The organism is Alkalicoccus luteus (assembly GCF_052061695.1).
Lineage (GTDB): Bacteria > Bacillota > Bacilli > Bacillales > Salisediminibacteriaceae > Alkalicoccus > Alkalicoccus luteus.
Genome location: NZ_JBPZEY010000001.1, coordinates 1 through 22621, shown reverse-complemented (window position 1 = coordinate 22621; position 22621 = coordinate 1). Strand labels below are relative to the sequence as shown.

The window sequence follows — 22621 nt, the reverse complement described above, 5'->3', positions numbered from 1 at the left end:
AGCTTCTAAAGAGGAGGAATGACAACATGAGTAAAACGGTTTTTATCACAGGCGCAGCGACAGGTCTGGGCAGAGGAACGGCACTTGGCTTAGCAAAAAAGGGGCACAAGGTGATCGCCGGTGTGGAAATCATTTCGCAGGTGACGCCGCTTCGGGAAGAGGCAGAAGCGGCAGGCCTCGATATAGAAGTGGTGAAGCTTGACATTACAGATAAACAAGATCAAAAGCTTCTGGAGTCCTACGATTACGATGTATTTGTTGCAAATGCGGCGATCGGTGAGGGTGGACCAATTTCGGAAATCCCGGTAGACAGAATGCGTGAGATCTATGAGACGAACGTATTCAGTACGCTTGAAAACGCGCAGATCGCAGCGAAAAAATTTGTGGAGAAGCAGCAAGGAAAGATCATTTTCCTCAGCTCCATCGTCGGAATCGTGCCGATGCCGTATCTCGGTGCCTATGGGTCATCGAAACATGCGATAGAATCTATCGCGAAAACGATGCGTGCAGAGCTGAAAGAGTTTGGCGTACAAGTAGCTACGATTAATCCTGGGCCGTTCGAAACTGGATTTAATGACCGGATGTTTGAAGAACGAAAAAAGTGGTACGATCCAGACACACACTTTACGAAGGAAGAATCAATCAATGAAGCAGCAGAAATTTTAGATGAGCAGTACGATCCGGAAGATATGATCCGCAAGATGGTAGAAGTCATAGCCGATGATTCACATCTGTTCCGCACCGCCTATCCGGAGGAAGTCGAAGAGCAGATGAAAGAATCAGAGCAAGAAGCCTGGAAAGACAAGGTATAAACGGAAGGTAATTGGAACGGTTTTGCTATTCACATGAACGAGGCGAGCTCCTGAGAATGGAATCAGGAGCTCGTTCTTTTTTGTAGGTCACTGTTTTCTCTGTGAACCGACCTTTCCTCATTCACGATGCAGCCTCATACGTCTTACAAAGAAGTTCATGTTATAATTGGAAAAAACAGGAGGTGAGAAGAAAGTGCCGATCGATACATATGAGCAGACGGTGCTTGATAAACGCCGACAGATCAGCATTCACACGCCGGCGTCCTATGAGAGGAGCGCGAAGCGGTATCCTGTGCTGTATATGCACGACGGACAGAACGTCTTTGATGACGAGCGGGCTTTTTACGGTAGAAGCTGGCGGGCCGCGGAAGCAGCGGAGCGGGCAGATGTAATAATTGTCGCCGTCGACTGCAACACGGAAGGAACCGGCCGGCTCGACGAATACAGCGTGTGGGAGCTGCAGGCCGACGTGAAACAGAAGCTGGCTCTCGATCCTTCTCGTTCAGCAGGCGGTCGGGGAACGGCGTATAATCGCTATCTGATGGAGGAGTTGAAGCCGGAAATGGACCGGAAATGGCGCACGGACCCGGATCGCACAGGGATGGCCGGAAGCTCTGCTGGTGGGAACTGTACCTTAAGCGCTGTCTGCATGTATCCACACCTGATTCAGTATGCGGCAGCGTTAAGCCCAGCCTGCTGGCTGTTTCAGGAGAAGCTGGAGCATCAGATAAACGAAGCGGCTTTCACACCGCAGCACTGCATTTACATCGATACAGGTACGGATGAACACGTTGGATCTGTCGGGTCGAAAGCGTATATGGAGTCGGTTTTTTCTACGGCTAAGGTGCTGCAGCAAACAAAGGCAGACACGCGCTTTCATGTCCAGGAAAACGGGACGCATGAGGAAGCCTCGTGGGGAGAACGCTTTTCAGACGCAATTACTTTTTTATTTCGGGGGGATGCATGATGAAGCGTGCCGATGTCGCGTACGTCCTGCTGCAGAAAGAAGGACGTGTGCTGATTGTCCATAATAAAAAGCACGATTCATGGTCGCTGCCGGGCGGCGGAGTCGAAGCAGGAGAAACGCTCGCGCAGGCAGCCGTGCGGGAGGCAAAAGAAGAAACCGGTCTTACTGTAACAGTTGAAGGCGTCGCAGGCATCAACGAGGCGTTTCTGAAAGGCAATCACGTCCTGTTTATCACGTTTCATGGAACTATTGTCGGAGGGACCGAACAAATAGAGGATACAGACACCGTTTCTGCAATGACATGGACGGATGCTAAAGCAGCTGCAGAGATGATGCCGTATCTCGCTGATGTGTGGAGCCTGATGCTTGAAGGGAAGGCTCCGTACACATTGCAATAAGCAGACTCTTTATACGTATAAAAGCGCGTGTTTCTCATGGAGAACACGCGCTCTATTTCTATTCAAAGGCAGCCTGATACGGACATATTGAAGCAGTCGTTATCACGTTTCCTTTTTCTTTTTGCCCAGATTCACATAATAATCTCGGCCGTATCTCGTTTTTGTCGCGAGACCGCCTTTCTTTCCATTTGCACGGTGCTGTTCACGCTGCTTCTCCCTAATCTCCCGTTCCTTTTCTGACAGTTCTTTTGGCTGACTCATGGTAAGGTTTCCTCCTTATAAAAACGATTTTGAAATCAAGCATGTTGATCTTTTGGATGAGTTCATCTGCTGACTACTCTGGCTGAAACGAACCTGCAGGTGGTTCTTTTCTTACAATAACTTATGCGATTTTTCGAGTAATCAGACAAAAATTACCTTATACTTACACGAAGTGAATCACTTACTTTTTTTAATACAAAATAACCATGTCTATTTATTTACTCATATAACTAGTGTAACCGATAACTAACGAATAGAAACGTCTTAAAAAATTTGTACAACGTGTGAATACCCTCAATAAAACGATTATTGAGGCATTTTTGAAAAAACGTTCTTAAGCCTTACGTCAGATTACATGAATATGACAAAAAACTGGAATCACCGTATTAATCATATTTATAATAAGCATAAATACTCACTTAATCGTGGTTATAGAGTCAGAATTATCTGTCTCGTTATTGAAACATACGTGGTTTGGCGCATATTTGGTGTACTTTATCGACAAAATATACAATCGGTATGCAGAGAAAATGTTTAAGATGACGCTGATAGGAGGAAGGCGAGGTTGTAAAGAGGCATTTGCTTAGCGCTGAACATTCATATAGGTGCAGCTTGCTAACATAGCTGAACAATCGCAGGTGTCAGTCATTCAAAAAGTTGTGTTGATAAGAATGATGAAAGGGGTTTTGATAGAATGAAACGATTCTGGATAGGTAGTCAGGACTGGAAGCATACGCTGTTTGTACACTACCGTATTCCGGTCGAACTGCTCCGCCCGCACGTGCCTGATGAACTGACCATTGAAGAGTACGACGGAAGTGCGTGGATTGGGATCGTCAGTTTCGAAGCCGCAGAAAATAAAATCCGGCTTGCAAGCGGTATTTCTGTCGTACCATCCTTTCTGGAGCTGAATGTCCGCACGTACGTGAATTACGAAGCAGAGCGCGGTGTTTACTTTTTAACAATGGATGCCAACTCGCTTACCGCCGTAAAAGGAGCAAGATGGCTGACGTCGCTCCCTTACTATGAAGCTATTATGAACATTCGCACGTTTGAGAATGGATGCGATTTCACCTCTATTCGGAAAGGAAAAGAAAAAGATTCGGCGGTCTTCACCGTCAGTGCGGCAAGCAGGGATGCCGTTTATCCTGCAGTACAATATCCGCTGACGGAGTTCCTGATGGAGAGATATGCACTGTTTACGACCAATAAAGGAGAGTTGTACAAAGGGCCGATTGAACACGGTGTCTGGCAAGTGAAAAATGCAGAGATAGAGGTGTATAACAATTCCTTATTTGACTTTATCGACGGCTTCACTCCGGAAGAGCCCGTCGTGCACTTGGCCGAAACGCAGCGCACGAGCTTTTATCCGTTTGAGCCGGTACAAAAAAATCAGCCGACGGAATAACGTCGGCTGATGATGAACTAGCGATGGGACTAGTTAGTTGCATCGCCTTTTTTGATTTCCTGCTGCGCCCCTCCGGCGATAGCAGGATTTTCATCTGCGGCAATGTCCCCTAAGCTGACGACGCCCTGCACCTTATCATGCTCTACTACGAGCAGCCGTTTAATTTGGTGATCCTGCATTAAAAGAGACGCTTCTTCTCCATCCATATCTGCGTTAGCCGTAATGACCGTTTCATTGATAATATCCTCTGCGCGAAGCTGGTCGATCGAACCTTTTGCGAGACCTTTTACGACAATGTCACGATCCGTCACCACACCTGCGTACTTCTCATTTTTCAAAATTGGAAGAAACCCGGTGTCGTGTTCTGCCATCAGCTTTGCAAGTTCCTCCAGCGTCGCATCTGTTTCTGCAGACTGAATTTCCGTATTCATAAATTCTTTAATTGCACTCATGGTATACCTCCTTTTAAAAGTTAATTCACGATCTTCATTGCCGATTCAGTTAAAAATAAACGAATGATTCATCATTTTATCAAAAATGAGACTATATGATTTCTTATATGTAGAAGTAGATTGCTTTAGTCTTAATGAGGGCAGGTGGCTTTAGCAAGGAGGGTTTCACAGGATGTTTTCCGGCTGCTGCTTAAGGCTTAATTTGAGACAGAGAGGTTAACGATTCACAGTTTGTGGGAAGCAGGGGCGATAGGGACAACTAGAAAGCAGGTGATCAAATGACAGTATCAGAAGGAAAACGTGTTCCGGAATTTACGCTGCCATCCACAAAGCGGAAAAGCATAGCGCTCTCTGATTATACGGGGGAGAAGCATGTGCTGCTCGTGTTTTTTCCGCTTGCCTTCACTCCTGGCTGAATCAGAGAATTGACCTCTTGGAAAGAGGCCTACGATTTTTTTGACGAACGCCAGATTGAAGTCCTAGGGATCAGCGTCGATCATATGTACACGCAAAACGTATTTGAAGCTACGCTCGGGACGCTTCCGTATCCGCTTTTGGCCGACTGGCATAAGACGACGGCTCGTGACTTTGGCGTTTTAGAGCCCGAAGACGAAGTATCCAGCCGTGCCTGTTTCTTAATCCACCGAGATGGCACACTCGTCTATCGGAATGAAGCCTTCGACGCGGAAAATGACGATCATTATCAAGGAGTGTTTGAAGCCTGCCGAAAGCTGGAGAGCAGGCATTGATAAAAAAGCTGCTGCCATAAGTTGGCAGCAGCTTTTTAATATCGCTATCGATTCTCATTATCTTTATCGTGCGTAACGTCTGCCTTTTCCTCATCTGTTTCAGCGCGGCCTTCTTTAACCGGCTTCATCGTGCCTTCTTCTTTTGAAACTTTGGCAAAAAGCAACGACCCTAATCCCAGGGCAAGAACGACGAGAATCAGGATGTCGGCAGCAACTTGTGCAGGTCCGCCAATCGGATGCTCCTGCGTCGTTGTGTAAATAAAATAAATGGCAGCGCCGACGATCATAACGACCGCAAACAGCGGTGTAATGCCTCTTAGTAAACGGCTCACTAGAAACCCTCCTTCATGTGTGCTGATAGTACGTAAATTCCTGTAAAATGAATATTATATTCGCGTTTTTGTGTGATTCATACGAAAGCAACCCCTTTAATGGAAATTTGTAAGTATTTAAGCCTGGTTATATAGATGATTATCAGGTCATTTTCATCACTATTTGTTGAATAAACGTCTTTTTTGTGTGAAATTATGTATTAGAAAAGATTTACTTTTCTTTCTGTCCGCTTCCAACTATCATAAACGTATACTCATCGTTTGGAGGGGATACCATGTATATTCTTTTTCGCAACAGATGGGGAACGGATGAAATACTGACTCATACTGGGTTGGACATTCCGAAGGTTTTTGACTCGAAGGAGGAAGCGGAATTGATGGCAGCAGCGCTGAATAAATCGATCCGTCCTACCATGGAGTGGCAGGTCAGAAAAGCGTCGGCAGAAGAAGCGACGTCACCTGTTTCCGAGAAGCCGAAGGGAACATTTGCATAAACCGGTTCGCAGCCGTACAACAGCATACAGCAGATTCAATACTCTTACTCACTCTACTATTCACTCTACTTATTCTACTTCAATCGTCACCGCGACCAATCTGCAAAGGAGATCTCTGTTCTCCTATGAAAAGCTCAGGAGCCAATGTGCTCCTGAGTTTTTCTGCGGACGAATGCAGAGAGCCGCAGCGACATGAAAGTTATCATTCCGGCTTAAGAAGTTTTCAATTGGGCCGGAAAAGTTATTAAATGACGAGGCAAACATTTCATCCTCTGCGTCGAAGTTATCATTGTTATTATTTGGCGTTCTATATAGCGAAAAAGTTATTAGTTGACCGAGCCAAGTTTTCATTTGGTGCCGTCAACTTATCAAGATCCTTAAAGGAAGCTTCCGGACCCCGGAAGCAATCTGCTTCAGTCGGAAAAGTTGAACATTTTCTAGAGAAGATAAACGTTTCCGTCCGCCAGATGAACATTTCTTCGTTATAGCAGATTAAAGTTGATGCTCGTAAACAGTTAGATACCGAAGTTAAAGCTTTCACCTGAAAAGTTGAACATCTTCCTTAAGAAGTTAATGATTTTACCAGAAAAGATGAACACTTTCCCAAGCAACCCCCCTTCGTAAGGAAGCTTCCGGCTCCGGAAGCAGATCCTGCGCAGTTCCGGCATCATGTTCTCCTAAGCTGCACCAGTTTTCCATACCTGTCCAGTGAGTTCACAGTTCGTTGCGACTTTTTTTCAATGTAAGCGGTTAGCATCGTTGAGCGTAAACGCTGGCTGCGGTAAGCTAGAGAGCGGACGTTTAACTAGAAAGGAACGAGAACTTATTATGACGAACCTGGATTTTTTGAACCAGTTTTGGATTATCGTGTTTTTCCTGATTCCGATCGTGCTGATTTCGAGAACGGTCGTAGCCGGGACTCGGTATTCTCCTATTTTGATCGTCGTGCTGTTCGGTTTGGCGATGGGCTTTTTACTTGAATACAGCGGGGTGAGCGACCCTGGACTGACGGCATTCCCGATGGTCGGCATTATGGCGCAGACGACGATCATCGCTCTGATCGCTTCGTTTTTTGTCGGCGGACAGGAGCTGCGCAAAATTCTCGGGCGAAAATCGCTCGATGCGGAGGACATGGTCACGCCGGCAGATGAGGAAGTCATTCTTGGTACAACGCGCACGCAAATGTTTCTCATTGTTCGCTCGCTTTTCATTTTGCTCGGCATGTACGGACTGATGCATGCGATTCAAGGAACGGGAACGGAAGAACTAAGCAGCTATTATCCCGTGATTGCTTACATCGGCATCATCGGTGCGCTGATTTTGATCGATAACAAGGCGCGCGTTACAAACAAGCGGCTCTATTTGCGTAAAGGTGTGGTAGAGCTTACGCTGCTGCTTGCAGTGCTGCTCATTTCCTACATGATTGCCCAGCTTGTGGCGCCGGTCATTGCGCTGCCGCAGATATTCTTTGCTATGATGGTTTCGGCTGCGATCGGGGCCGTGTTTTATAAATGGACGTTTGGTCCTACGCTGCGCTCGCTTTTGTTTGCGGGAATTCCGATCGTGCTTGCCGCGAACTTTCTCGTCGGCGGCTCACGAATCGGTGAGGCATTCGATATTCCGGGCGTTAATGCGGTACTCGTTTACGGCTTCTTTGGCCAGCTCGTCTGGATGTTCGGCGGGATCGCACTGCTGATGTATTTCGCCCGAACGTCCAACGCCCGCAATCTGGCGCCGGGCATGGCAGGAGCGCTGTCACACTCCGGTCTTACCGGCGCGTGTACAGCCGGAGACTTCGGAAAAACGGCAGCAAGCCGTGCGCCGATTATGATTAACATTCCGTTTTTCGGACACATTTTTGTATTTTCAATCCTTGCGGTAAGTGCAGAGCAGGGAAGCCTCTGGCTCTGGCCGGCGCTTCTGCTCGTTGCAATCGGCCTCGGGCTGACGGTGCTGGCACTGAAAAACCTGCGCGCAGCAGGAGGGGAGGATCGCCGCGAAGTCACGTCACTGATGCAGTTTTCCTTCGGCTGGCAGCTTTGCGCGGTGTTCGGAGGCCTGGCGTTTTTGTACATGGGGCCGCTCGCGATTGACTATGCCGCGATGGCGCAGGCTTCCGCGATTTCGCACTTCGGACTGTTTGCAGCGATTCAGGAAGGGATGTTCGGAGAGAACGCAGCACTGCTCATTCCGTTCGTATTCTCCATGCCGTTCCTCGTGCATCCGCTTGTGTTTTACATGTTCGGACGCGCGATGGAAAACGGCGGCGACATGCCGAAAAAGCCGGTATACATCATGGCCTTCATTGGTCTGATCGGTGTTACCATTTCCTTGTTTGTATAAAAAAGAAGCCGTTCCCAGCGTGGGAGCGGCTCTTTTTTTGCTAGCGTGCAGCTTGTTTAATGCGCGATCATTTCATGTGCGATATCATCCCCGTCCATGGAGGCTGGATAGTACGTTGGCCAATTTGTGACTTCATCCAGGAGTTCGTCACGATCTTCGCCCCAATACAGGTGGAAATGGTGGGCAGGGTTCGGGGCGATTTGATGATCGCTGAACTGAATAAAGGCAGGCATATCGCTGTCGCCATCCTGCTTTTCAAAAATGAAGCGGACACCACGATTACCGGCTTCATAGGTAAGCACCTCGTAGCCATCATAATCGTAGGAAGCTGACATTTCCGTATCTTCCGTCAGGAATGTAAATGTATCTTCTTCAATGATAATTTCATCGACATCTGTTTGATAGCCTGTTTCATAATACGCTATGTACTCCTCGGCCGTCATCGACTCGTCCTCGTCCGCTTTATGCTCCATCACGTCATCCAGCTCACCGTTTTGTAAATAAGGATAAACGGATTGCCATTCTCCCTCCCAGTCAGAGAGGTCCCGGTCTTCGATTTGATCATCCTCAAAATACCCGTCATAGATGTCCTGATCTTCTTCGTCGTGATGGTGATCGTGCTCGTCATCGTGGTTATGGTCGTGATTGTCATCATGGTTATGATCGTGATCGTTGTGATCTTCCTCATTGTGATGATTAGTTTCATTCGCTTGATCGTGGTTCTCGTTTTCCTCAGCTTGATGTTCGCTTTGCTCCGCAGAGGCGTTTTCTGTGCCTTCGTTATTAGCAGACTGGCATCCAGCTGCTGTGAGCAACGCAGCGAATGATAGTATCATCGTTGTTCGTTTCATTATAGCATTCCACCTTTTTAAATCGTTATTGTTACGATTTAAATTATTACATGGTTTGTCTGATAGTGTCAACGACTATATGAGGCTTCGGCGTACGAATGCAAAGTAGCGATAACTGTTATGGTGTTAGAAGACGTTTCTCGTGAGAAAGCCTATTTTTCCTTGATCTCCACCCTGCAGCAGTTCTTCGGTGTGCTGGACTTAACGCCAAGCAGCTGTTTGATCCATTTTTTTAGCATTGTTTATTCCTCCTATACGTGTATGAGATAAAATAAAAATCCGGACACGGTCGACATCATAATAACAGAGAGGACAAACGTAACGATCAGCTCTGTTTTAAAAATGGTTTTTAATAACACGAGCTCCGGAAGACTGGCTCCGGCTGAACTGATCAGCATCGCCATCACCGGTCCGACGGCCATGCCGCCGGCGATCATGACCTGCGATACCGGGATCATCGTGGAAAGGCGGATATAGAGAGGTATGCCGATCACTGCTGCGGCCGGAATGAGCCACCAGGCATCGCCGCCTAAATACGTACTGATGAAATCAGTTGGAACGACGCCGTGCATAAGTGCTCCTATGGCAGCACTGATTGTCAAATAAGGAAAAACAGTTTTCATCATCGCCCATGTTTCAAACCAGGCGCGTTTCACTGAGAACGAGTTATGACGGTTATCGTAGCCGCTCATGACGACCTGCTTCACCGCGCGTTCCATGCCGAATCGTTCCAATATCAGACCAATTGCTAAAGAAAAACTGGCAGTAACGGGCGTGTAGGCGACTGCTATTTCCCAGCCCATAAACACGGTCATCACGGTTAAGATAGTTGGATCGAGCAGAGGAGAAGCAAACAAAAATACCATAACGACACCGAAGCGAATGTTGTTTTTTAATAAATGGACGACGATCGGAACGGTAGAACAGGAGCAGAACGGTGTCATAAAGGCGAAAACAAGCGCGATCAATCCGCCGCGAAAGCCGGAGTGCCGCTTCAGTAAATGTTCCAGCTTATGATACGGAATAAATACCTGAAGCAAATGAAGAATAAACGAGAGTATCATAAACAAGGCTGTGAGCTTCAACATGATAGAGGCAAACGATATCACTATGTCGAAAAACATGGTGGACCCTCCTTATATCAAATAAAATTGATATATTAGGCAAAATGTATACCCGGCTTACGGGGCCGGGCGGAAGATGCAGCATAATTCCTCGGAAAACAGGTGATTCATCGTTTCTCGATTCGCAGAATAGTAGTTCCACGTGCCGCGTTTTTCGCGGGTGATCAGTCCGGCATCAAGCAGCAGCTTTATGTGATAGGACAGCTTTGACTGGGGCAGGTGCACAAGCTCTGTCAGATCGCAGACGCAAAGTTCTCCACGATCGCACAGCAAATGCAATATCTGCAGTCGTTTTTGGTCACCGAGCGCTTTAAATTGTTTTTCATAGGCAGCATAATCGACCGTTGTTGACAGCGTAATCGGCAGTTCCATCAAATTCCCTCCTTTTATCAAGAATAATTGATATAACCTTATCATAATAAACCGCGACTAATTATGCAACAATTAAATCAAAATAATTTGATTTAATAAATAAAATAAACCTCTGTGAAGATCTCACAGAGGAAGTAAATCAGCTGGCAGATCCAGCAAAAACGTGCTTCATGGCGTACGTTTTTGGGGAGATGCCGTAGCGCTTTTTAAAAACGGAAGAATAATAGCTTGCGGATTGAAAGCCGACCTGGATGGATACTTCTTCGATCGACAGCTGATTATCCGCTAACAGGCGCAGGGAGGCATCGAGACGATACGCAACCAGGTAAGCCTTTAGACCGATCTGAAACTCCTTCTTAAACAGCATGCTGAGATGAGACTCGGAGATAAAAAGCTCCTTCGCAATACGACCAACAGTAAGGGACGGTGAACTGAAGTGACGGTGAACGATGTCGGCAGCCTGCTGTGCAGAAGTTAACGACGGGCTCATGGTGCATTCCTCCTCAAGCGGATATCGCTTGGTATTTCTATATATCTTACAAACAATGTCGAAATTTGTAAATAGTTCTAATTAGGTCCAAAGGCTTATTTTTCAGTGAAGTGAACAACATGTCCCTAATTGTTCATTTCAGCGAATATTACGAACCAAGCACGAGCAGGCAGGCGCCTGCAAGCGCCATGAGAAAGCCGGTCATCTGCCAGCCGGAGAGCTTTTCCTGAATGATCAGGCGGGCGCAGAGAAGCGTGAACAATGGGGACATGGATCCGGCAAGTCCAATGACCGAGAGAAGCCCCATGTTGACGCCTATAATATAGAGCACGGCAGCTAACGTTTGAAAAACGCCCATAATGGTAACGAGTACGCCGGCTCGAACAGTCAGCTGAAGGCTTGTACGCTGCACGATCATCACAGCAGCGGTCAGAAAGAGAGCCCCGGCCATCGTAAACAGCACCGTCCACATCGCTTCACCCGCTGGCGGAACGTAAATGAGCACAAAAAAGAGCCCGAGCAGAAAGCCCGCCGTCGCCGCTTCCAGCATCACTTTGGCTGAAGCAGCAGTATCGTCATTCTCATCCTGCTTTGAAATTAATACGATCGCGAGTGTAAGGACAACCAGTCCAGCAAAAATCAGCAGTCCGGGACGTTCGCCGAATAACAGACCGGCCGTTACCGGCATAATCGCCGACATAATCCCGCAAATGGACGCGGAAACGCCCATTTTTCCATTAGCCAGTGCCCGGAAATAAAACAAAAAGCCAGCGGCCAGCGCTGCGCCTGACAAACCTCCCCAAATAAGAGCATCCGTGCTGTATGTATCATTTGTAAGCAGTACAATTGGAATCATCATCAACGTTCCTGCTGCCTGCGCATAAAAAATGACCGCAAGCGTCGGCATGCGGCGCGTTACCTGTCCGGCCAGAAAATCACCGATTCCAAATAAGACGGCAGTTAAAAATCCTAATAAGAGTGCCACGTGTCAAGGTCTCCTTTCCACAATCAGACTTCCAGTATACACGGTACAATATCATTTGTAAGGCGCGGTGCATGAAAAACAAGAAAAAACCAACCCGCGGCGGGGTCGGTTTCAAGGATATACGGTTTATGGTTCGGGTTCATGCAGCGGATTGGGGCCAAACCGGTTGCTGCCGGAATCTGATTCCAACGCCATAAATACGATAAAAATGATCCAGCCGAGAAACGGCAGAATATTGATCAGAATCCAGAAGCCGCTGCGGTTTGTGTCGTGCAGCCGTCTGACACCGACGGCAAGGGACGGAATAAGGACCGCCAGGCTGTAAACGGAAGAAATCACCGTGGGCAGGCCGATCAGCGTTTCCATCATCGCGAGGCCGACAAGAATCATCAAGTGGACAAGAAAAAACATCCAGTACTCCTTGCGGCGCGCCCGTCCGGAGAAAGTAGCATAGTTTTTTAAAACGTGCAGATACCAGTTCATGATCGGCTCCTTTCAGGATGAAAAAACACCAGGCTACAGTTCCGTATCTTCGAATCGCTCAAGATCGTTGTTATGGCCAATGACGAGCAGAATATTACCTGTGCGGATCGGTTCATCCGGCTTTGGTGAAATATTCATCGCTTCACCGTCTTTAATCGCAAGCAGCGTAATGCCGTATTTCGCTCGCAGCTGCAGTGACATAAGCGTTTCCCCATCAATTTTATCGGAAGCGCGAAGCTCGATGATGCTGTAGTCATCGGAAAGATCGATATAATCGATAACCTTATCGGAGACGATGTTATGGGCAATTCGTTTGCCCATATCAAATTCCGGATGCACGACAACGTCTGCGCCGATTTTATCAAGTACCTTCTGATGATACATATTCTGAGCCTTGACCCACACTTGTGAGACGCCTTCATCCTTTAACACGAGCGTCGTTAAAATGCTCGCCTGAATGTTATCACCAATTGCGACGACAACGTGTTCGAAATTTCGAATCCCGATGCCATGCAGCTGCCGTTCATCCGTGCTGTCGAGCTGTACGGCATGAGTGGAAAATCGGCTGTACTGATCGACTTTATCCTGATCGATATCAATGGCCATCACTTCGTGGCCCATATTATGCAGCTCCCGGCAGACGCTGCCTCCGAATCGTCCGAGGCCGATCACCGCGTATTGATTTTTATGACGAGTTTTCTTTTTTCTCATAAAAAATAACCCCCCTATACTTCCTGCTTTTAAAGCTACGCCGGAAGCGGGGGATTGTCAATCATGAAATCATACAGACTTTTCCAATGTGTCTTAGGTCAATCCTGCAGCAGCCGGTAGACAACGACAGCGAGCAATGCTCCGAGCACCGTTGCAGTCAGATAAATCCACAGGTGCTCAAGCGTGCCGGACGCGAGTGCGGGACCGAGTGAGCGTGCAGGGTTCATCGAGGCACCGCTGATTGGACCGGCAAACATCGCCTCCAGCCCGACCGTTGCCCCGATCGCGATGCCGGCGAAGCTTTTAATCGCCTTCGCATGTACAGCTGAAGCGGCGATGACGAGCATGAGAATGAACGTTAAAATGATTTCAAGGATGAACGACTGCTCAGGGGCATAGGCAGGCAGGGTCGCCCCGAGGTCCGCGACGTTTCCGAACAGGGCAAGCAGCGTCAAGCTTGCGGCAGTCGCACCGCCTGCCTGAGCCGCAATATACGGAAGCACGCTTTTTCCAGGAAAGGTGCGCATCGCCCAGAAGCCGATCGTCACCGCGGGGTTAAAATGGGCCCCGGATATATGACCAAACGTATAAATAAGCGCCATGACGACGAGTCCGAACGTAAGCGCGATCCCGACATGTGTAATGGTGCCGGTTAATTCATTGACGATCACGGCTCCCGTACCGGCGAATACAAGGATATAGGTACCGACGAATTCCGCCGTTAAATATTGTCTCATGTCAGCAAGCCTCCAGCATCGAGTGAGTATATAAGCATTCGTTTATATTCTGTCGCAGAGCTGGAGAGAAGTCAACCGGTAATTAGATGAATGTCGTCCATATATCTGTTTCACCGAGAAAATCAATAAGCCAGTCAATCTCTTCTCCGATAAACGGACGAAGGATCAGTCTCTCGGTTTCGAACATGCATATCCCTCCTTAGTAATAGTAAATCAATAAAAGGAATCTATGAAAAGGTCCTGTTTTTCCGAGGAAATCGCTTTCAGCTGCATAGTTTGATAAACTGGGTAAAATCAGGTTCGAAAGGAGTGGGGTTTATGAAGACGAAATTAGCGCACGTGCGAATTAACGTGAAGGATTTGGAGCGAGCGGTTCATTGGTATACGAAGACACTTGGCTGGAAGGTGGAGACCGAGTGGCCGAGAGAACGGCCGAACTACGTCCACTTTGAAGCGGCTGATGGAGCTGTTTTCGGCCTGATGGAAAACGAGGACTTTCCGTCAGCCGGGCGGTTTAACTTCCATGCTGAGGATGTCGACTCGCTTTGGGGCAAGCTGAAAAATCAGGTGCGTGTTCTGGAGCCGCTGTTGGAAACAGAGTACGGATCGAGGAAATTTACGATTCAGGATCCGGATGGAAATGAGCTCGGTTTCGTTCAGGAGCAGTAACATGGGGATGTTTGGTGCGGTCGTCGGTATTCTCGGTCTGTTTGTGCTTGGAATTCTGATTGCCGCCTTCCGCTTACTGGCGAAGCAGGAGGAAGCAGCCGTTTCAGCAGAAGGGAAAGAGCGCACAAAGCTCGTGATTGGAGCGGCTTTTGCTTTTCTCGCGCTGGTTGGATTAGCCGGTTTCCTCTGGTGGTAAAGAAAGAGGACATGGAAAGGGGGCGCAGGTCATGCTGACAGCAGCCGTTATCATTGGGGTATTCGTACTTATCGGACAAAGTGTTCTGCTTCTCATTCTGCTGAAAACAGTGAAGCAGCACTTCCGTGAACAGAAGATTCTGCAGGAGCAGATGGTGTATCAGCTCGTTCATCTGCGGGAAGAATGGAAGGATAAACAGCAGATTTGATGACAGAGGGGGAACCAGTGTGGAAAAAGACGTTCGGATCAGACGGTCACAGCCTCAGGATGCAGAAGCACTGCAAAAGCTGATGCATGAGTATATTACCTTGTTTTACGAACAGACAGAGCCCGATCCAAAGCAGACCGCAGAGGTAATCAAGCGATTAATGGAGGATGAAGCGTTCGGCGTGCAGTTCGTCGCGGAAACGGACGACGGTCTTGCCGGATTTGCAACGCTCTACATGAGCTTCAGTACGTTAAAAATGAAGCCGCAGGCGATTATGAATGACCTGTACGTGACGGCAGAGATGCGTGGCGGCAAGGTCGGGGAAAAGTTGTTTACGGCGTGCGTGGATTTTGTGCGCGACGGCGATTATGCGTCGCTCGTCTGGGAAACCGCAGCGGATAATGAGCCGGCACAGGCTTTTTACGCAAAAATGGGCGGAACGTTATCGGAGTGGCTGCACTATGAAATCAGCTGATACACTAACCATTCGTCCGTTTACGGCAGAGGATGATGCGACGTTAATCAGCTGGATCACGTCGCCGGAAATGCTCGTGCAGTGGGCAGGAACGACGTTTAGCTTCCCGCTTACATCGCTGCAGCTGGAGGATTACCGGAAGGAGCCGGACAGCATTATCTGGAGCGCTGAAAAAGAAGGGCGGCTTATCGGCCACCTGGCGCTTCGAAAAATAGATCACACGCACAACAGTGCGCGGATCGGTAAAGTCATCGTAGGCGTGCCGGAAGAACGAGGCCGTGGCTATGCCGGACAGATGGTGTCACACGCCCTATCCACAGCATTTGACGACCTGCAGCTTCATCGGGTCAGCCTCGGCGTATTTGATTTTAATACGCCTGCCATTCATGCGTACCGAAAGCTCGGCTTCCATTACGAAGGCACGTACCGTGACTTTCGCAAAGTCGGCGATACATATTGGAACTTAATTGAAATGAGCATGCTGGAAGACGAATGGAGGGAACGGAACGCGTGAAGTACCCATCAACAGCAGCGTTAGCGATTATCACAGTGTTTCTGCTGGTGAACGGCGTCGTCTTTTTCACGACTTCGTCCGAGACAGCCCAGCTGCTCGTGCTGCTTTCATCCATTGCCTTTTTCGGGCTGCTGCTGATCGGAGTAAAGAGGCGGCATGAGCAAAAAACGTAAGGGGAATAGGCTTTCTGCAGAGTATGTTGCAGAAAGCTTCTTCGTTGTTTAGTGACGTTCGAACCAGTCGAGTATCTCAACCTGTGCAGCGTCCCAGTTATCCTGCACGCTGTGATCATCCCCTTCATAGGTGAGCAGCGAGGACTCCTGCCCGGCGGCATTCATCGCTTCGTGCAGCTTTTCGGCCTGTTCAACCGGGACCTGATCATCTGCCTCGCCGTGGAGAATGAGGAGGGGTGCGTTGATCTCTTCTGCCCAATGAACAGCTGACCGTTTTTCATACTCCTCCGGCACCTCATCGGGAACACCGATCAGTTCAGTGAGCAGCGGCCGCATTTCGGGGCGGTGATTCTCATATAGCTCGCGGATATCAGTCGCTCCTCCAACGACAGCGGCGGCCCGGATGTCCATGCCTTCTTGGATGGCACGGGTCGTCATCATGCCTCCTCTGGAAAAGCCGAGCATATAGATTTCATCTGCATCGGCAAAAGCGAGTTCTTCCGCAACGTGTGCGAGCTGCAGCACGTCGTGCACGTCGTCCCCGCCAAATTCATCCTCGCCTTCGCTGCTGCCGCCCTCCCGATACTGACTGGCTATCACCGTATAGCCTTGCTCGGCCCAGTAGCTGTGGAAGTATGCGAGTTCATCGTGCGTTACTTCACCAAAGTCCCTGTTTCCGCCTCTGTTGATGATCAGCGTCGGTGCCGGTTCCTCATCCGCACTGACCACATACCCGTCAATCAGATAGCCGTCGCTTTCGTATGTGATCTCCCAGGCGTTCACGTCATAATCACTTGAGAATCCCGTTAGTTCCTGTTTGTCAGTGATAACCTCTTCGGTCGAGCAGGCTGATACAAGCAGGACTGTAACTTTAGGTAACGTTGCTTTCATAACCGCCTCCTTCTATAAATGACTACGGAAGTAAGACGGAAGCGGTTTCAATAAACTGCCAATTTGTTGAAACGTGGAGGCACGCCTCCCGTCTAATATCATAAGAGGAGGGTTTCCATGAAAAAGGGAATCATCGCAGCTCATGCGCCGTCGAACCTACTGAATTTCGCGTGTTTGAAAGCGGACTCGCTGAGCTGCATCCGGACCCAATTGAAGGACAAGAGGGTTGCACCGACGACTAAAAGCCGTACACGTTGGTAGCACCGGTGCACCCTGATGTGGCAGACAGGACTGAGCCAGAACCAGTCAGCGGACATTCGGAGCTGCCTGTTGAAGAACCCGGAACACTTTATTAATATGTGCGTGTAATTGAAAGGAAGGAGCGTGAGAAATGGTAAGAGTTTTACTTATTGCTGTTGCCATCCTGCTGGCAGGCTGTGCAACGGACGAGCTGCGTGCTTATGAATGGAATGAAACATCGGATCATTGGGACGTGCACGTCTCGGTTGAAGAACTCGAAGCCGGGGACGATCAAGGGGAAGAAGTGCTCATTACAGCTGAGTATAGGAATGAATCAGCGGTTGCAGAAAATGTACGGATCACGTCGCTATCTGCAGAATTGGATCAGAATGAAATGGCCTCTTCCTCAGTCGATGAAGTGGAGGCAGGCGAGATAGTGGAGCAGGAACGGAGAGGAAGCGCGCAAAACCCTGCTTTTTTAGGAAGCATAGCAAATGAAGAACCAATTACCATCACCCTTGATTGGCACGAGGAAGGAGAGTCGCTTCAGGAGACGTTTACGTTTCAGGTGGAAGAATCATAATAAACATAACAACTATGAATGAAATAATCAGGCTCCTGTCAAATGATGACTGGAGCCTGTCAGTTGTATAAAGTACTTAAGCTGCATCTGAAAAAAGTACTTCACGATAGTTTAGTAATAGACTGTAATTCATTAAAATGAAATCTCAATATCGATGTCTTCCCCTAATTCATTCCAGTCTTCATCAATCGGAGCTGACCATGTCATTCTTACACTGTTTACATCTTCTGCATTTGAATTTTCAAGAATAAAAAAGAAGCTGCCACTATGAGTCGTATTTGCCATCATATCACTGTCTAAATAATCAGACATCAGCCAGTCAGACTCAAGCTGCTCCCCTGTATCTGTTGAGATAGTGGCCTGATTTACATAGAATGTGATATCGTCATCAGACGAGTTTTGCACCTCAACATCAATTTGAATGTAATCAATCACGTCTGACTCCATCAGCTCAGCCATATCAGGCGTTAGTTCACCGGATACAGTGTTTACTTGAAGAATATCCATTATGACTGGACCAGTTTCAATTGTATCAATATCATCTTGTCGGGCATGGAGTGTGAATGTACCGCCCTCATTTTCGATGGTTTCCCCAACTTCCGTTTCCCATCCATCCTCCTGAACCTCTTCCATGACCTCTTCATCTTCATTATTCAAGTTTTGATCGGCCGAGTCATTAGCAGCTTCATTAGAATTATCATGTTCATTACTTACTTCTTCATCATTATCACCGTTGTTAGAGTTGTTGTCTGGGCTATCTTCAATTTGGTTAGTCGCATCGTTGTTATTGCTTGCTTCTGTTTCATTCACATTGTTTTCTTCCCCGCAAGCAACCAGCAGTAAAATAAAACTCATCGAAAGGAGACCTAATGATTTTTTCATAATCATACCCCCTAATTAATATACTTTTATCATACCAAATCAAAGCATATAAATGTCATAAATTTCATTACAAAGCATCAAGATAGATAGTTTATAAATATAAAAAAGCGCCTTTCCAAGGGCGCTTCTTTGTTCCTTATGTATGGTCTTTCAGCGAAGCAGCAGGGAACACAAATACATTGATGAGCAGCACAGCACCGAGGGCAATGTAGATCAACGGCGTAACTGAAAATGTCCCGCCGATAAATTCTGCTGAGGCTGCGTAAAATCCGACGATCAACAGAAGCGCTCCGAAAACAGCGTTTGCTTTACCAAACAGTGTCAGCTTATTCATACTGATCTCCTTACTGAAGGTATTGGAATGACTGAGATTCCGAATCCAGTATACCATCAAATGCTGATGACGTCCGCATGAAAAAATTGGATGAGGAAACTGAATGGAAAAAAGGTGTGCTACAATGAGCTGGAAAAGATTTCTGGGAGGCGGAGGAATGAGAGGTTTGTGGTGGAAAGGAGTGGCCGTAGGAGTGACAGAAACCGTGCCTTGGATTAGCGGGAGCACGGTGGCCATGATGGTGGGTATTTATGAGACTAATCGCTTCGCTGAGCATGCTGTCAACGAAAGATCGACAAAAGGCGATTCCGTTTTTAGCGATATTTGGGTTTGGCATGGTGACGGGGCTGCTCGGAGCGATGTGGACGATTGATCATTTGCTTCAAACCTATAGAACGCCAACCTTACTCTTTTTTGCAGGAATCATCACCGGTTTTTTACCTGGACTCGTAAAAGAAACGGCAGCGATGGGAAAAGGAATTCGAGTCAAAGAAGCAGGGTGGATTTTTGCAGGAATTGCTGCTGTTATAGTCTTGCAAGCAGCAGGAGGAAGAATCACGTTTGAAACAGAAGGCAGTGCGTGGGTACACTATTTATTTCTAGGTTCTGCAGGACTGGCTGCCAGCACAGCGCTTGTCCTGCCCGGAATGAGCGGTGCACTTATTTTAACGATTCTCGGTGTGTACGAAACGGCGACGGCGGCTGTTTTGCAACTGAATTTCTCTGTCTTGCTGCCAATCTCAGCAGGAGTTATAACAGGGCTGCTCGTCATTAGCAGACTTGTTAAAGCAGCTCTTACAAACCATCCTTTTCGTACATATTTGCTCATCACCGGCCTCGTAACGGGCTCTCTGTATGCACTCGGTGTCAATCTCGAAGCCTCAGCACCAGCAGTGTGGGTGGCTTCAGGTGTCACATTTACAGCCGGAGCTGCAGGAATGCTGTTTATCGCAAATCTATCATTAACTAGAACATAACAGGGGGTTTTCCATGATTGATGTGATCATTATCGGCGCGGGAACGATGGGGCTTGCCGCCGGTTATACGGCAGCGAAAGACGGAAAAAGCGTGGCGATGATTGACGCGGACGATCCGCCGCACACAGCTGGCAGTCATCACGGTGATACGCGGATGATCCGGCTCGCTTATGGAGAGGGTGCGCAGTATGTGCCGTTTGTACTGCGGGCAAAAGCGCTTTGGGAGGAGCTGGAGCATGCGTCGGGAGAAGAGCTGTATCTGAAAACAGGAGTGCTTGGAGCAGGCAAAAAAGATGGGGCCTTCGTGAATCAAATGATTGATAGCGCCCGTGAATACAAGCTTCCGCTCGATGTTCTTACCGCTGAGGAGGCAAATGCTCGCTGGAAGGGCCTTGCACTTCCGGCTGATTATGCGGGCTGCTATGAACCGGAGGGAGGCGTTATCTACGCTGAAAAAGCGCTTCGCGTTTACCGGCGGGAGGCAGTCGCAGCCGGGGCTAAGCTTTATACGCACACGACCGTGCAATCCGTTGAACCGTCGGCGGATCATGTGATTGTGGTGACTGACCGCGGCAGCTTTACAGGAAAAAAAGTAATCATTTCTGCCGGAGCGAGGAGCGGAGCTGTTTTAAAGCAGCTTGGGCTGCGAATCCCGCTGCAGCCTATTCGCAAAACGTTTTCCTGGTACGAGGCCGATGAAGCGCTTTACTCAGCAAACGTATTTCCGGGGTTTGCGATGGAAACAGCGGGTGGAACGTTTTACGGGTTTTCAAGTGTCGATGAGGCAGGAATCAAGCTGGGTCGCCACGACGGCGGGGAAGCGGTCGATCCGGAGCAGCCGCTCGCTCCTTTTCAGGCAGCGGACAGCGCAGACGCGTCAGCTTTTCTAAGCCGGTTCCTGCCGCAGTGCGGAAGCATGAAGCATGGCAAAACGTGTTTATATACGATGACGCCGGATGGAAGCTTTGTCATCGACCGGCATCCGCAGTTTGCTCACATCGCGGTCGCAGCCGGATTTTCCGGGCACGGGTTTAAATTCGCGCCGGCAGTAGGAGAAGCGCTCGTGCAGCTCGTCGAAGGCAGCGATACGACAATGGATCTTACTTCGTTTACGCTTGGACGGTTTTCAGATGAAGGCTGACACGTTCACCAGAATCATCTACGTGTGCGCGCTCGCCTTTCCGCTGCCAATGCTGCTCATTTATCTCGACTATGGAAGCCGTTTTTACGATTGGGCCATTCCAGGCGTCTTTCGTCATCTCTTAGGAATGATGGTCATCAGCATGGCGGCAGCATTCCTGCTTGCACGGTGGAGCAGAAAGCAGCCGCCGGTTTTAACGGCGGCAGGGATCGTGCTTTTATGTACGGTTACGTTTGTAACGGGACCGCTGCTGATGGAAGAGAGCTACTGGTTCGCACCGCTGAGCCGCAACGCCCTGCTCGGCATTGCGACCGGTCTTTATGCATCCGTTTTCATACTCATGTGGCTGCCGATGAACCAGGCGCAGCGGCGTTAGCTTCCATGACTTGACATTCTGGTTTGTTTGCTGCTATTCATAAGTTCAATTGCGGGTGTTGCCTTCAGCAGGAATCGGATGCTTTTGAAGCATGCGCGCAAAATGCACCAGGTTGTAGCACATGATTTTCGTATTCTGACGTGTGAATGTGTTATCACGGTCCGTTTCTAAGTAAGACGGACCAGGGCCTGCTTCCCCAACCCAGTAGGCATCCACATTTGGCGGAACCGTAAACCCAATATGAGACAGGCCGTAAAGGATGGATTTTGCGGATTCTTTTGCTCCGTCTTCATTGCCGGTTACAACAGCACCGCCTACTTTATTGTAATAAATCGACTGGCCGTGCTCGTTCAAATCGCTGCTAGCCGCGTAAAGCCGTTCCATGGCTAGCGTGGCAACGCTGCTTTTTTCCCCGATCCATATGGGAGTTGCCATAATTAAAATGTTTGCTTCCATGACTTTTTCAAGAAGCTGAGGCCATTCATCACCTTCCCCGAGGTCCTTCTCCATTCCAGGCAGAATACGGTAATCAGCCAGCCGGATTTCTTCGGTTTCCACGCCAAGCTTCGTGAACCATTCCGCTGCTTCCTCCAATAAACCAGAGGTGTGTGAAAGGGCAGGGGACGGCTTTAGCGAACCGTTCAGAAAAAGTGCTTTCATCATTAATCTTCTCCTTTTTGAAGGCAGCTTATCAGTCGCTGCTTGTGAAGTAGAATCTTCATTCTGTTTCATTCCATTTAATACCTATTTTACGTTGTTTCAAAACATGTTATACATTTAGAAAGCAGGAACGAGGTTGTAATCCTTAAAAAAGGGGCTGTCCCATAAGTCGATATTATCGACGGGACAGCCCCTTTTTATGTATAGAAGTAATTTTATAGAAGGAAACAGAAAAAAATCGCCGAACCTGTGTGTGTAAGCGACAAAACCAACACCACCAGGAGGCGATTTTTATGAGCAGCCAAACGGCTACTTTCCAAGAGTATACCATGG

At 48.3% G+C, this 22621-nt stretch carries 32 protein-coding genes; 17 read left to right on the top strand and 15 right to left on the bottom strand.

Features of this window, described 5'->3' with window-relative positions; translation table 11 throughout:
- Positions 1-26: 26 nt before the first annotated feature.
- The 3 genes from ACSZLD_RS00160 to ACSZLD_RS00150 all read left to right on the top strand — a co-directional run bounded on the left by ACSZLD_RS00160 (position 27) and on the right by ACSZLD_RS00150 (position 2177).
- Positions 27-812, top strand: a complete 786-nt coding sequence (locus ACSZLD_RS00160) for an SDR family oxidoreductase (RefSeq protein WP_444683884.1) — start codon at positions 27-29, stop codon at positions 810-812.
- Positions 813-1005: 193 nt separating this feature from the next.
- Complete coding sequence (locus ACSZLD_RS00155; RefSeq protein WP_444683883.1) at positions 1006-1779, top strand: alpha/beta hydrolase; 774 nt, start codon at positions 1006-1008, stop codon at positions 1777-1779.
- A complete protein-coding gene (locus tag ACSZLD_RS00150; RefSeq protein ID WP_444683882.1) occupies positions 1779-2177 on the top strand; it encodes an NUDIX hydrolase in 399 nt (132 codons plus the stop codon). Before ACSZLD_RS00155 ends, ACSZLD_RS00150 begins: the two co-directional genes overlap by 1 nt.
- A 102-nt stretch (positions 2178-2279) precedes the next feature.
- Here ACSZLD_RS00150 and ACSZLD_RS00145 read toward each other — a convergent pair whose 3' ends face one another.
- Complete coding sequence (locus tag ACSZLD_RS00145; protein ID WP_444683881.1) at positions 2280-2438, bottom strand: hypothetical protein; 159 nt, start codon at positions 2436-2438, stop codon at positions 2280-2282.
- 694 nt (positions 2439-3132) lie between these two features.
- Here ACSZLD_RS00145 and ACSZLD_RS00140 point away from each other — a divergent pair.
- Positions 3133-3846, top strand: a complete 714-nt coding sequence (locus tag ACSZLD_RS00140; RefSeq protein WP_444683880.1) for a YqjF family protein — start codon at positions 3133-3135, stop codon at positions 3844-3846.
- A gap of 29 nt (positions 3847-3875) precedes the next feature.
- On the opposite strand, the gene ACSZLD_RS00135 is transcribed toward ACSZLD_RS00140, so the two are convergent.
- A complete protein-coding gene (locus ACSZLD_RS00135; protein ID WP_444683879.1) occupies positions 3876-4298 on the bottom strand; it encodes a CBS domain-containing protein in 423 nt (140 codons plus the stop codon).
- A gap of 278 nt (positions 4299-4576) precedes the next feature.
- On the opposite strand from ACSZLD_RS00135, the gene ACSZLD_RS00130 reads away from it, so the two are divergent.
- A complete protein-coding gene (locus ACSZLD_RS00130) occupies positions 4577-5047 on the top strand; it encodes a redoxin domain-containing protein (protein ID WP_444683878.1) in 471 nt (156 codons plus the stop codon).
- Positions 5048-5091: 44 nt separating this feature from the next.
- Here the strand turns inward: ACSZLD_RS00130 and ACSZLD_RS00125 are convergent, their stop codons facing one another.
- Positions 5092-5379 carry a hypothetical protein gene (locus tag ACSZLD_RS00125; RefSeq protein WP_444683877.1) on the bottom strand — a complete coding sequence of 96 codons (288 nt, stop codon included), beginning with the start codon at positions 5377-5379 and terminating at the stop codon, positions 5092-5094.
- Positions 5380-5654: 275 nt separating this feature from the next.
- On the opposite strand from ACSZLD_RS00125, the gene ACSZLD_RS00120 reads away from it, so the two are divergent.
- Both ACSZLD_RS00120 and ACSZLD_RS00115 read left to right on the top strand, forming a co-directional pair.
- Entirely contained in the window at positions 5655-5873 is a 219-nt protein-coding gene (locus ACSZLD_RS00120; RefSeq protein WP_444683876.1) for a hypothetical protein, read from the top strand.
- 828 nt (positions 5874-6701) lie between these two features.
- Positions 6702-8216, top strand: coding sequence for a hypothetical protein (locus ACSZLD_RS00115; protein ID WP_444683875.1), 1515 nt, complete (start codon positions 6702-6704; stop codon positions 8214-8216).
- Positions 8217-8272: 56 nt separating this feature from the next.
- Here the strand turns inward: ACSZLD_RS00115 and ACSZLD_RS00110 are convergent, their stop codons facing one another.
- The 8 genes from ACSZLD_RS00110 to ACSZLD_RS00075 all read right to left on the bottom strand — a co-directional run bounded on the left by ACSZLD_RS00110 (position 8273) and on the right by ACSZLD_RS00075 (position 13969).
- The gene (locus ACSZLD_RS00110) at positions 8273-9067 is read right to left on the bottom strand and encodes a metal-binding protein ZinT (protein WP_444683874.1); all 795 of its coding nucleotides are present in this window, start codon (positions 9065-9067) and stop codon (positions 8273-8275) included.
- Positions 9068-9318: 251 nt separating this feature from the next.
- Positions 9319-10191 carry a permease gene (locus ACSZLD_RS00105; RefSeq protein ID WP_444683873.1) on the bottom strand — a complete coding sequence of 291 codons (873 nt, stop codon included), beginning with the start codon at positions 10189-10191 and terminating at the stop codon, positions 9319-9321.
- Between the two features lie 57 nt (positions 10192-10248).
- Positions 10249-10563 (bottom strand): ArsR/SmtB family transcription factor, encoded by a 315-nt coding sequence (locus ACSZLD_RS00100; protein ID WP_444683872.1) that lies wholly within the window; start codon positions 10561-10563, stop codon positions 10249-10251.
- Between the two features lie 139 nt (positions 10564-10702).
- Positions 10703-11053 carry a helix-turn-helix transcriptional regulator gene (locus ACSZLD_RS00095; RefSeq protein WP_444683871.1) on the bottom strand — a complete coding sequence of 117 codons (351 nt, stop codon included), beginning with the start codon at positions 11051-11053 and terminating at the stop codon, positions 10703-10705.
- 148 nt (positions 11054-11201) lie between these two features.
- Positions 11202-12038 carry an EamA family transporter gene (locus ACSZLD_RS00090; protein ID WP_444683870.1) on the bottom strand — a complete coding sequence of 279 codons (837 nt, stop codon included), beginning with the start codon at positions 12036-12038 and terminating at the stop codon, positions 11202-11204.
- Between the two features lie 126 nt (positions 12039-12164).
- On the bottom strand, positions 12165-12521 hold the full coding sequence (locus ACSZLD_RS00085; RefSeq protein WP_444683869.1) for a DUF805 domain-containing protein: 357 nt from the start codon (positions 12519-12521) through the stop codon (positions 12165-12167).
- A gap of 33 nt (positions 12522-12554) precedes the next feature.
- A complete protein-coding gene (locus tag ACSZLD_RS00080; RefSeq protein WP_168007975.1) occupies positions 12555-13232 on the bottom strand; it encodes a potassium channel family protein in 678 nt (225 codons plus the stop codon).
- A 98-nt stretch (positions 13233-13330) separates the two neighbouring features.
- Entirely contained in the window at positions 13331-13969 is a 639-nt protein-coding gene (locus ACSZLD_RS00075; protein WP_444683868.1) for an MIP family channel protein, read from the bottom strand.
- A 318-nt stretch (positions 13970-14287) separates the two neighbouring features.
- Here ACSZLD_RS00075 and ACSZLD_RS00070 point away from each other — a divergent pair, with 318 nt between their 5' ends.
- The 6 genes from ACSZLD_RS00070 to ACSZLD_RS00045 are packed head-to-tail and all read left to right on the top strand — an operon-like array spanning position 14288 to position 16204.
- Positions 14288-14638, top strand: coding sequence for a VOC family protein (locus tag ACSZLD_RS00070; protein ID WP_444683867.1), 351 nt, complete (start codon positions 14288-14290; stop codon positions 14636-14638).
- A 1-nt stretch (position 14639) separates the two neighbouring features.
- Positions 14640-14834: a hypothetical protein gene (locus ACSZLD_RS00065; RefSeq protein WP_444683866.1), complete on the top strand. Its 195-nt coding sequence runs from the start codon at positions 14640-14642 to the stop codon at positions 14832-14834.
- A 31-nt stretch (positions 14835-14865) separates the two neighbouring features.
- Positions 14866-15042 (top strand): hypothetical protein, encoded by a 177-nt coding sequence (locus tag ACSZLD_RS00060; RefSeq protein ID WP_444683865.1) that lies wholly within the window; start codon positions 14866-14868, stop codon positions 15040-15042.
- A 19-nt stretch (positions 15043-15061) separates the two neighbouring features.
- Positions 15062-15517 carry a GNAT family N-acetyltransferase gene (locus tag ACSZLD_RS00055; protein WP_444683864.1) on the top strand — a complete coding sequence of 152 codons (456 nt, stop codon included), beginning with the start codon at positions 15062-15064 and terminating at the stop codon, positions 15515-15517.
- Positions 15504-16031: a GNAT family N-acetyltransferase gene (locus ACSZLD_RS00050; protein ID WP_444683863.1), complete on the top strand. Its 528-nt coding sequence runs from the start codon at positions 15504-15506 to the stop codon at positions 16029-16031. Before ACSZLD_RS00055 ends, ACSZLD_RS00050 begins: the two co-directional genes overlap by 14 nt.
- Positions 16028-16204 (top strand): hypothetical protein, encoded by a 177-nt coding sequence (locus ACSZLD_RS00045; RefSeq protein ID WP_444683862.1) that lies wholly within the window; start codon positions 16028-16030, stop codon positions 16202-16204. Before ACSZLD_RS00050 ends, ACSZLD_RS00045 begins: the two co-directional genes overlap by 4 nt.
- 48 nt (positions 16205-16252) lie before the next feature.
- Here ACSZLD_RS00045 and ACSZLD_RS00040 read toward each other — a convergent pair whose 3' ends face one another.
- A complete protein-coding gene (locus tag ACSZLD_RS00040) occupies positions 16253-17095 on the bottom strand; it encodes an alpha/beta hydrolase family protein (protein WP_444683861.1) in 843 nt (280 codons plus the stop codon).
- A 391-nt stretch (positions 17096-17486) separates the two neighbouring features.
- Between ACSZLD_RS00040 and ACSZLD_RS00035 the strand changes: the two genes are divergently transcribed.
- Positions 17487-17918: a hypothetical protein gene (locus ACSZLD_RS00035; protein WP_444683860.1), complete on the top strand. Its 432-nt coding sequence runs from the start codon at positions 17487-17489 to the stop codon at positions 17916-17918.
- Positions 17919-18050: 132 nt separating this feature from the next.
- On the opposite strand, the gene ACSZLD_RS00030 is transcribed toward ACSZLD_RS00035, so the two are convergent.
- Both ACSZLD_RS00030 and ACSZLD_RS00025 read right to left on the bottom strand, forming a co-directional pair.
- Positions 18051-18800, bottom strand: coding sequence for a hypothetical protein (locus ACSZLD_RS00030; protein ID WP_444683859.1), 750 nt, complete (start codon positions 18798-18800; stop codon positions 18051-18053).
- A 136-nt stretch (positions 18801-18936) separates the two neighbouring features.
- A complete protein-coding gene (locus ACSZLD_RS00025; RefSeq protein ID WP_444683858.1) occupies positions 18937-19134 on the bottom strand; it encodes a hypothetical protein in 198 nt (65 codons plus the stop codon).
- A 251-nt stretch (positions 19135-19385) separates the two neighbouring features.
- On the opposite strand from ACSZLD_RS00025, the gene ACSZLD_RS00020 reads away from it, so the two are divergent.
- From ACSZLD_RS00020 to ACSZLD_RS00010, 3 genes are read left to right on the top strand one after another with little or no spacing between them, the layout of a single operon-like run.
- The gene (locus ACSZLD_RS00020; RefSeq protein ID WP_444683857.1) at positions 19386-20111 is read left to right on the top strand and encodes an undecaprenyl phosphate translocase family protein; all 726 of its coding nucleotides are present in this window, start codon (positions 19386-19388) and stop codon (positions 20109-20111) included.
- 13 nt (positions 20112-20124) lie between these two features.
- Positions 20125-21252 carry an N-methyl-L-tryptophan oxidase gene (gene solA / locus ACSZLD_RS00015; RefSeq protein ID WP_444683856.1) on the top strand — a complete coding sequence of 376 codons (1128 nt, stop codon included), beginning with the start codon at positions 20125-20127 and terminating at the stop codon, positions 21250-21252.
- A complete protein-coding gene (locus tag ACSZLD_RS00010) occupies positions 21242-21628 on the top strand; it encodes a hypothetical protein (protein ID WP_444683855.1) in 387 nt (128 codons plus the stop codon). The genes solA and ACSZLD_RS00010 overlap by 11 nt, the downstream gene beginning before the upstream one ends.
- Positions 21629-21673: 45 nt before the next feature.
- Here the strand turns inward: ACSZLD_RS00010 and ACSZLD_RS00005 are convergent, their stop codons facing one another.
- Positions 21674-22288 carry a flavodoxin family protein gene (locus ACSZLD_RS00005; protein ID WP_444684104.1) on the bottom strand — a complete coding sequence of 205 codons (615 nt, stop codon included), beginning with the start codon at positions 22286-22288 and terminating at the stop codon, positions 21674-21676.
- Positions 22289-22621: the final 333 nt, after the last annotated feature.

What these genes read in the sequence shown, in the direction of transcription:
- ACSZLD_RS00160 (WP_444683884.1), top strand. Translation starts at nt 27, where the DNA reads ATGAGTAAAACGGTTTTTATCACAGGCGCAGCGACAGGTCTGGGCAGA.
- ACSZLD_RS00150 (WP_444683882.1), top strand. Translation starts at nt 1,779, where the DNA reads ATGAAGCGTGCCGATGTCGCGTACGTCCTGCTGCAGAAAGAAGGACGT.
- ACSZLD_RS00145 (WP_444683881.1), bottom strand. Translation starts at nt 2,438, where the DNA reads ATGAGTCAGCCAAAAGAACTGTCAGAAAAGGAACGGGAGATTAGGGAG.
- ACSZLD_RS00140 (WP_444683880.1), top strand. Translation starts at nt 3,133, where the DNA reads ATGAAACGATTCTGGATAGGTAGTCAGGACTGGAAGCATACGCTGTTT.
- ACSZLD_RS00135 (WP_444683879.1), bottom strand. Translation starts at nt 4,298, where the DNA reads ATGAGTGCAATTAAAGAATTTATGAATACGGAAATTCAGTCTGCAGAA.
- ACSZLD_RS00120 (WP_444683876.1), top strand. Translation starts at nt 5,655, where the DNA reads ATGTATATTCTTTTTCGCAACAGATGGGGAACGGATGAAATACTGACT.
- ACSZLD_RS00115 (WP_444683875.1), top strand. Translation starts at nt 6,702, where the DNA reads ATGACGAACCTGGATTTTTTGAACCAGTTTTGGATTATCGTGTTTTTC.
- ACSZLD_RS00110 (WP_444683874.1), bottom strand. Translation starts at nt 9,067, where the DNA reads ATGAAACGAACAACGATGATACTATCATTCGCTGCGTTGCTCACAGCA.
- ACSZLD_RS00105 (WP_444683873.1), bottom strand. Translation starts at nt 10,191, where the DNA reads ATGTTTTTCGACATAGTGATATCGTTTGCCTCTATCATGTTGAAGCTC.
- ACSZLD_RS00100 (WP_444683872.1), bottom strand. Translation starts at nt 10,563, where the DNA reads ATGGAACTGCCGATTACGCTGTCAACAACGGTCGATTATGCTGCCTAT.
- ACSZLD_RS00095 (WP_444683871.1), bottom strand. Translation starts at nt 11,053, where the DNA reads ATGAGCCCGTCGTTAACTTCTGCACAGCAGGCTGCCGACATCGTTCAC.
- ACSZLD_RS00085 (WP_444683869.1), bottom strand. Translation starts at nt 12,521, where the DNA reads ATGAACTGGTATCTGCACGTTTTAAAAAACTATGCTACTTTCTCCGGA.
- ACSZLD_RS00080 (WP_168007975.1), bottom strand. Translation starts at nt 13,232, where the DNA reads ATGAGAAAAAAGAAAACTCGTCATAAAAATCAATACGCGGTGATCGGC.
- ACSZLD_RS00075 (WP_444683868.1), bottom strand. Translation starts at nt 13,969, where the DNA reads ATGAGACAATATTTAACGGCGGAATTCGTCGGTACCTATATCCTTGTA.
- ACSZLD_RS00070 (WP_444683867.1), top strand. Translation starts at nt 14,288, where the DNA reads ATGAAGACGAAATTAGCGCACGTGCGAATTAACGTGAAGGATTTGGAG.
- ACSZLD_RS00065 (WP_444683866.1), top strand. Translation starts at nt 14,640, where the DNA reads ATGGGGATGTTTGGTGCGGTCGTCGGTATTCTCGGTCTGTTTGTGCTT.
- ACSZLD_RS00060 (WP_444683865.1), top strand. Translation starts at nt 14,866, where the DNA reads ATGCTGACAGCAGCCGTTATCATTGGGGTATTCGTACTTATCGGACAA.
- ACSZLD_RS00050 (WP_444683863.1), top strand. Translation starts at nt 15,504, where the DNA reads ATGAAATCAGCTGATACACTAACCATTCGTCCGTTTACGGCAGAGGAT.
- ACSZLD_RS00040 (WP_444683861.1), bottom strand. Translation starts at nt 17,095, where the DNA reads ATGAAAGCAACGTTACCTAAAGTTACAGTCCTGCTTGTATCAGCCTGC.
- ACSZLD_RS00035 (WP_444683860.1), top strand. Translation starts at nt 17,487, where the DNA reads ATGGTAAGAGTTTTACTTATTGCTGTTGCCATCCTGCTGGCAGGCTGT.
- ACSZLD_RS00030 (WP_444683859.1), bottom strand. Translation starts at nt 18,800, where the DNA reads ATGAAAAAATCATTAGGTCTCCTTTCGATGAGTTTTATTTTACTGCTG.
- ACSZLD_RS00025 (WP_444683858.1), bottom strand. Translation starts at nt 19,134, where the DNA reads ATGAATAAGCTGACACTGTTTGGTAAAGCAAACGCTGTTTTCGGAGCG.
- ACSZLD_RS00020 (WP_444683857.1), top strand. Translation starts at nt 19,386, where the DNA reads ATGAGACTAATCGCTTCGCTGAGCATGCTGTCAACGAAAGATCGACAA.
- solA (WP_444683856.1), top strand. Translation starts at nt 20,125, where the DNA reads ATGATTGATGTGATCATTATCGGCGCGGGAACGATGGGGCTTGCCGCC.
- ACSZLD_RS00010 (WP_444683855.1), top strand. Translation starts at nt 21,242, where the DNA reads ATGAAGGCTGACACGTTCACCAGAATCATCTACGTGTGCGCGCTCGCC.
- ACSZLD_RS00005 (WP_444684104.1), bottom strand. Translation starts at nt 22,288, where the DNA reads ATGAAAGCACTTTTTCTGAACGGTTCGCTAAAGCCGTCCCCTGCCCTT.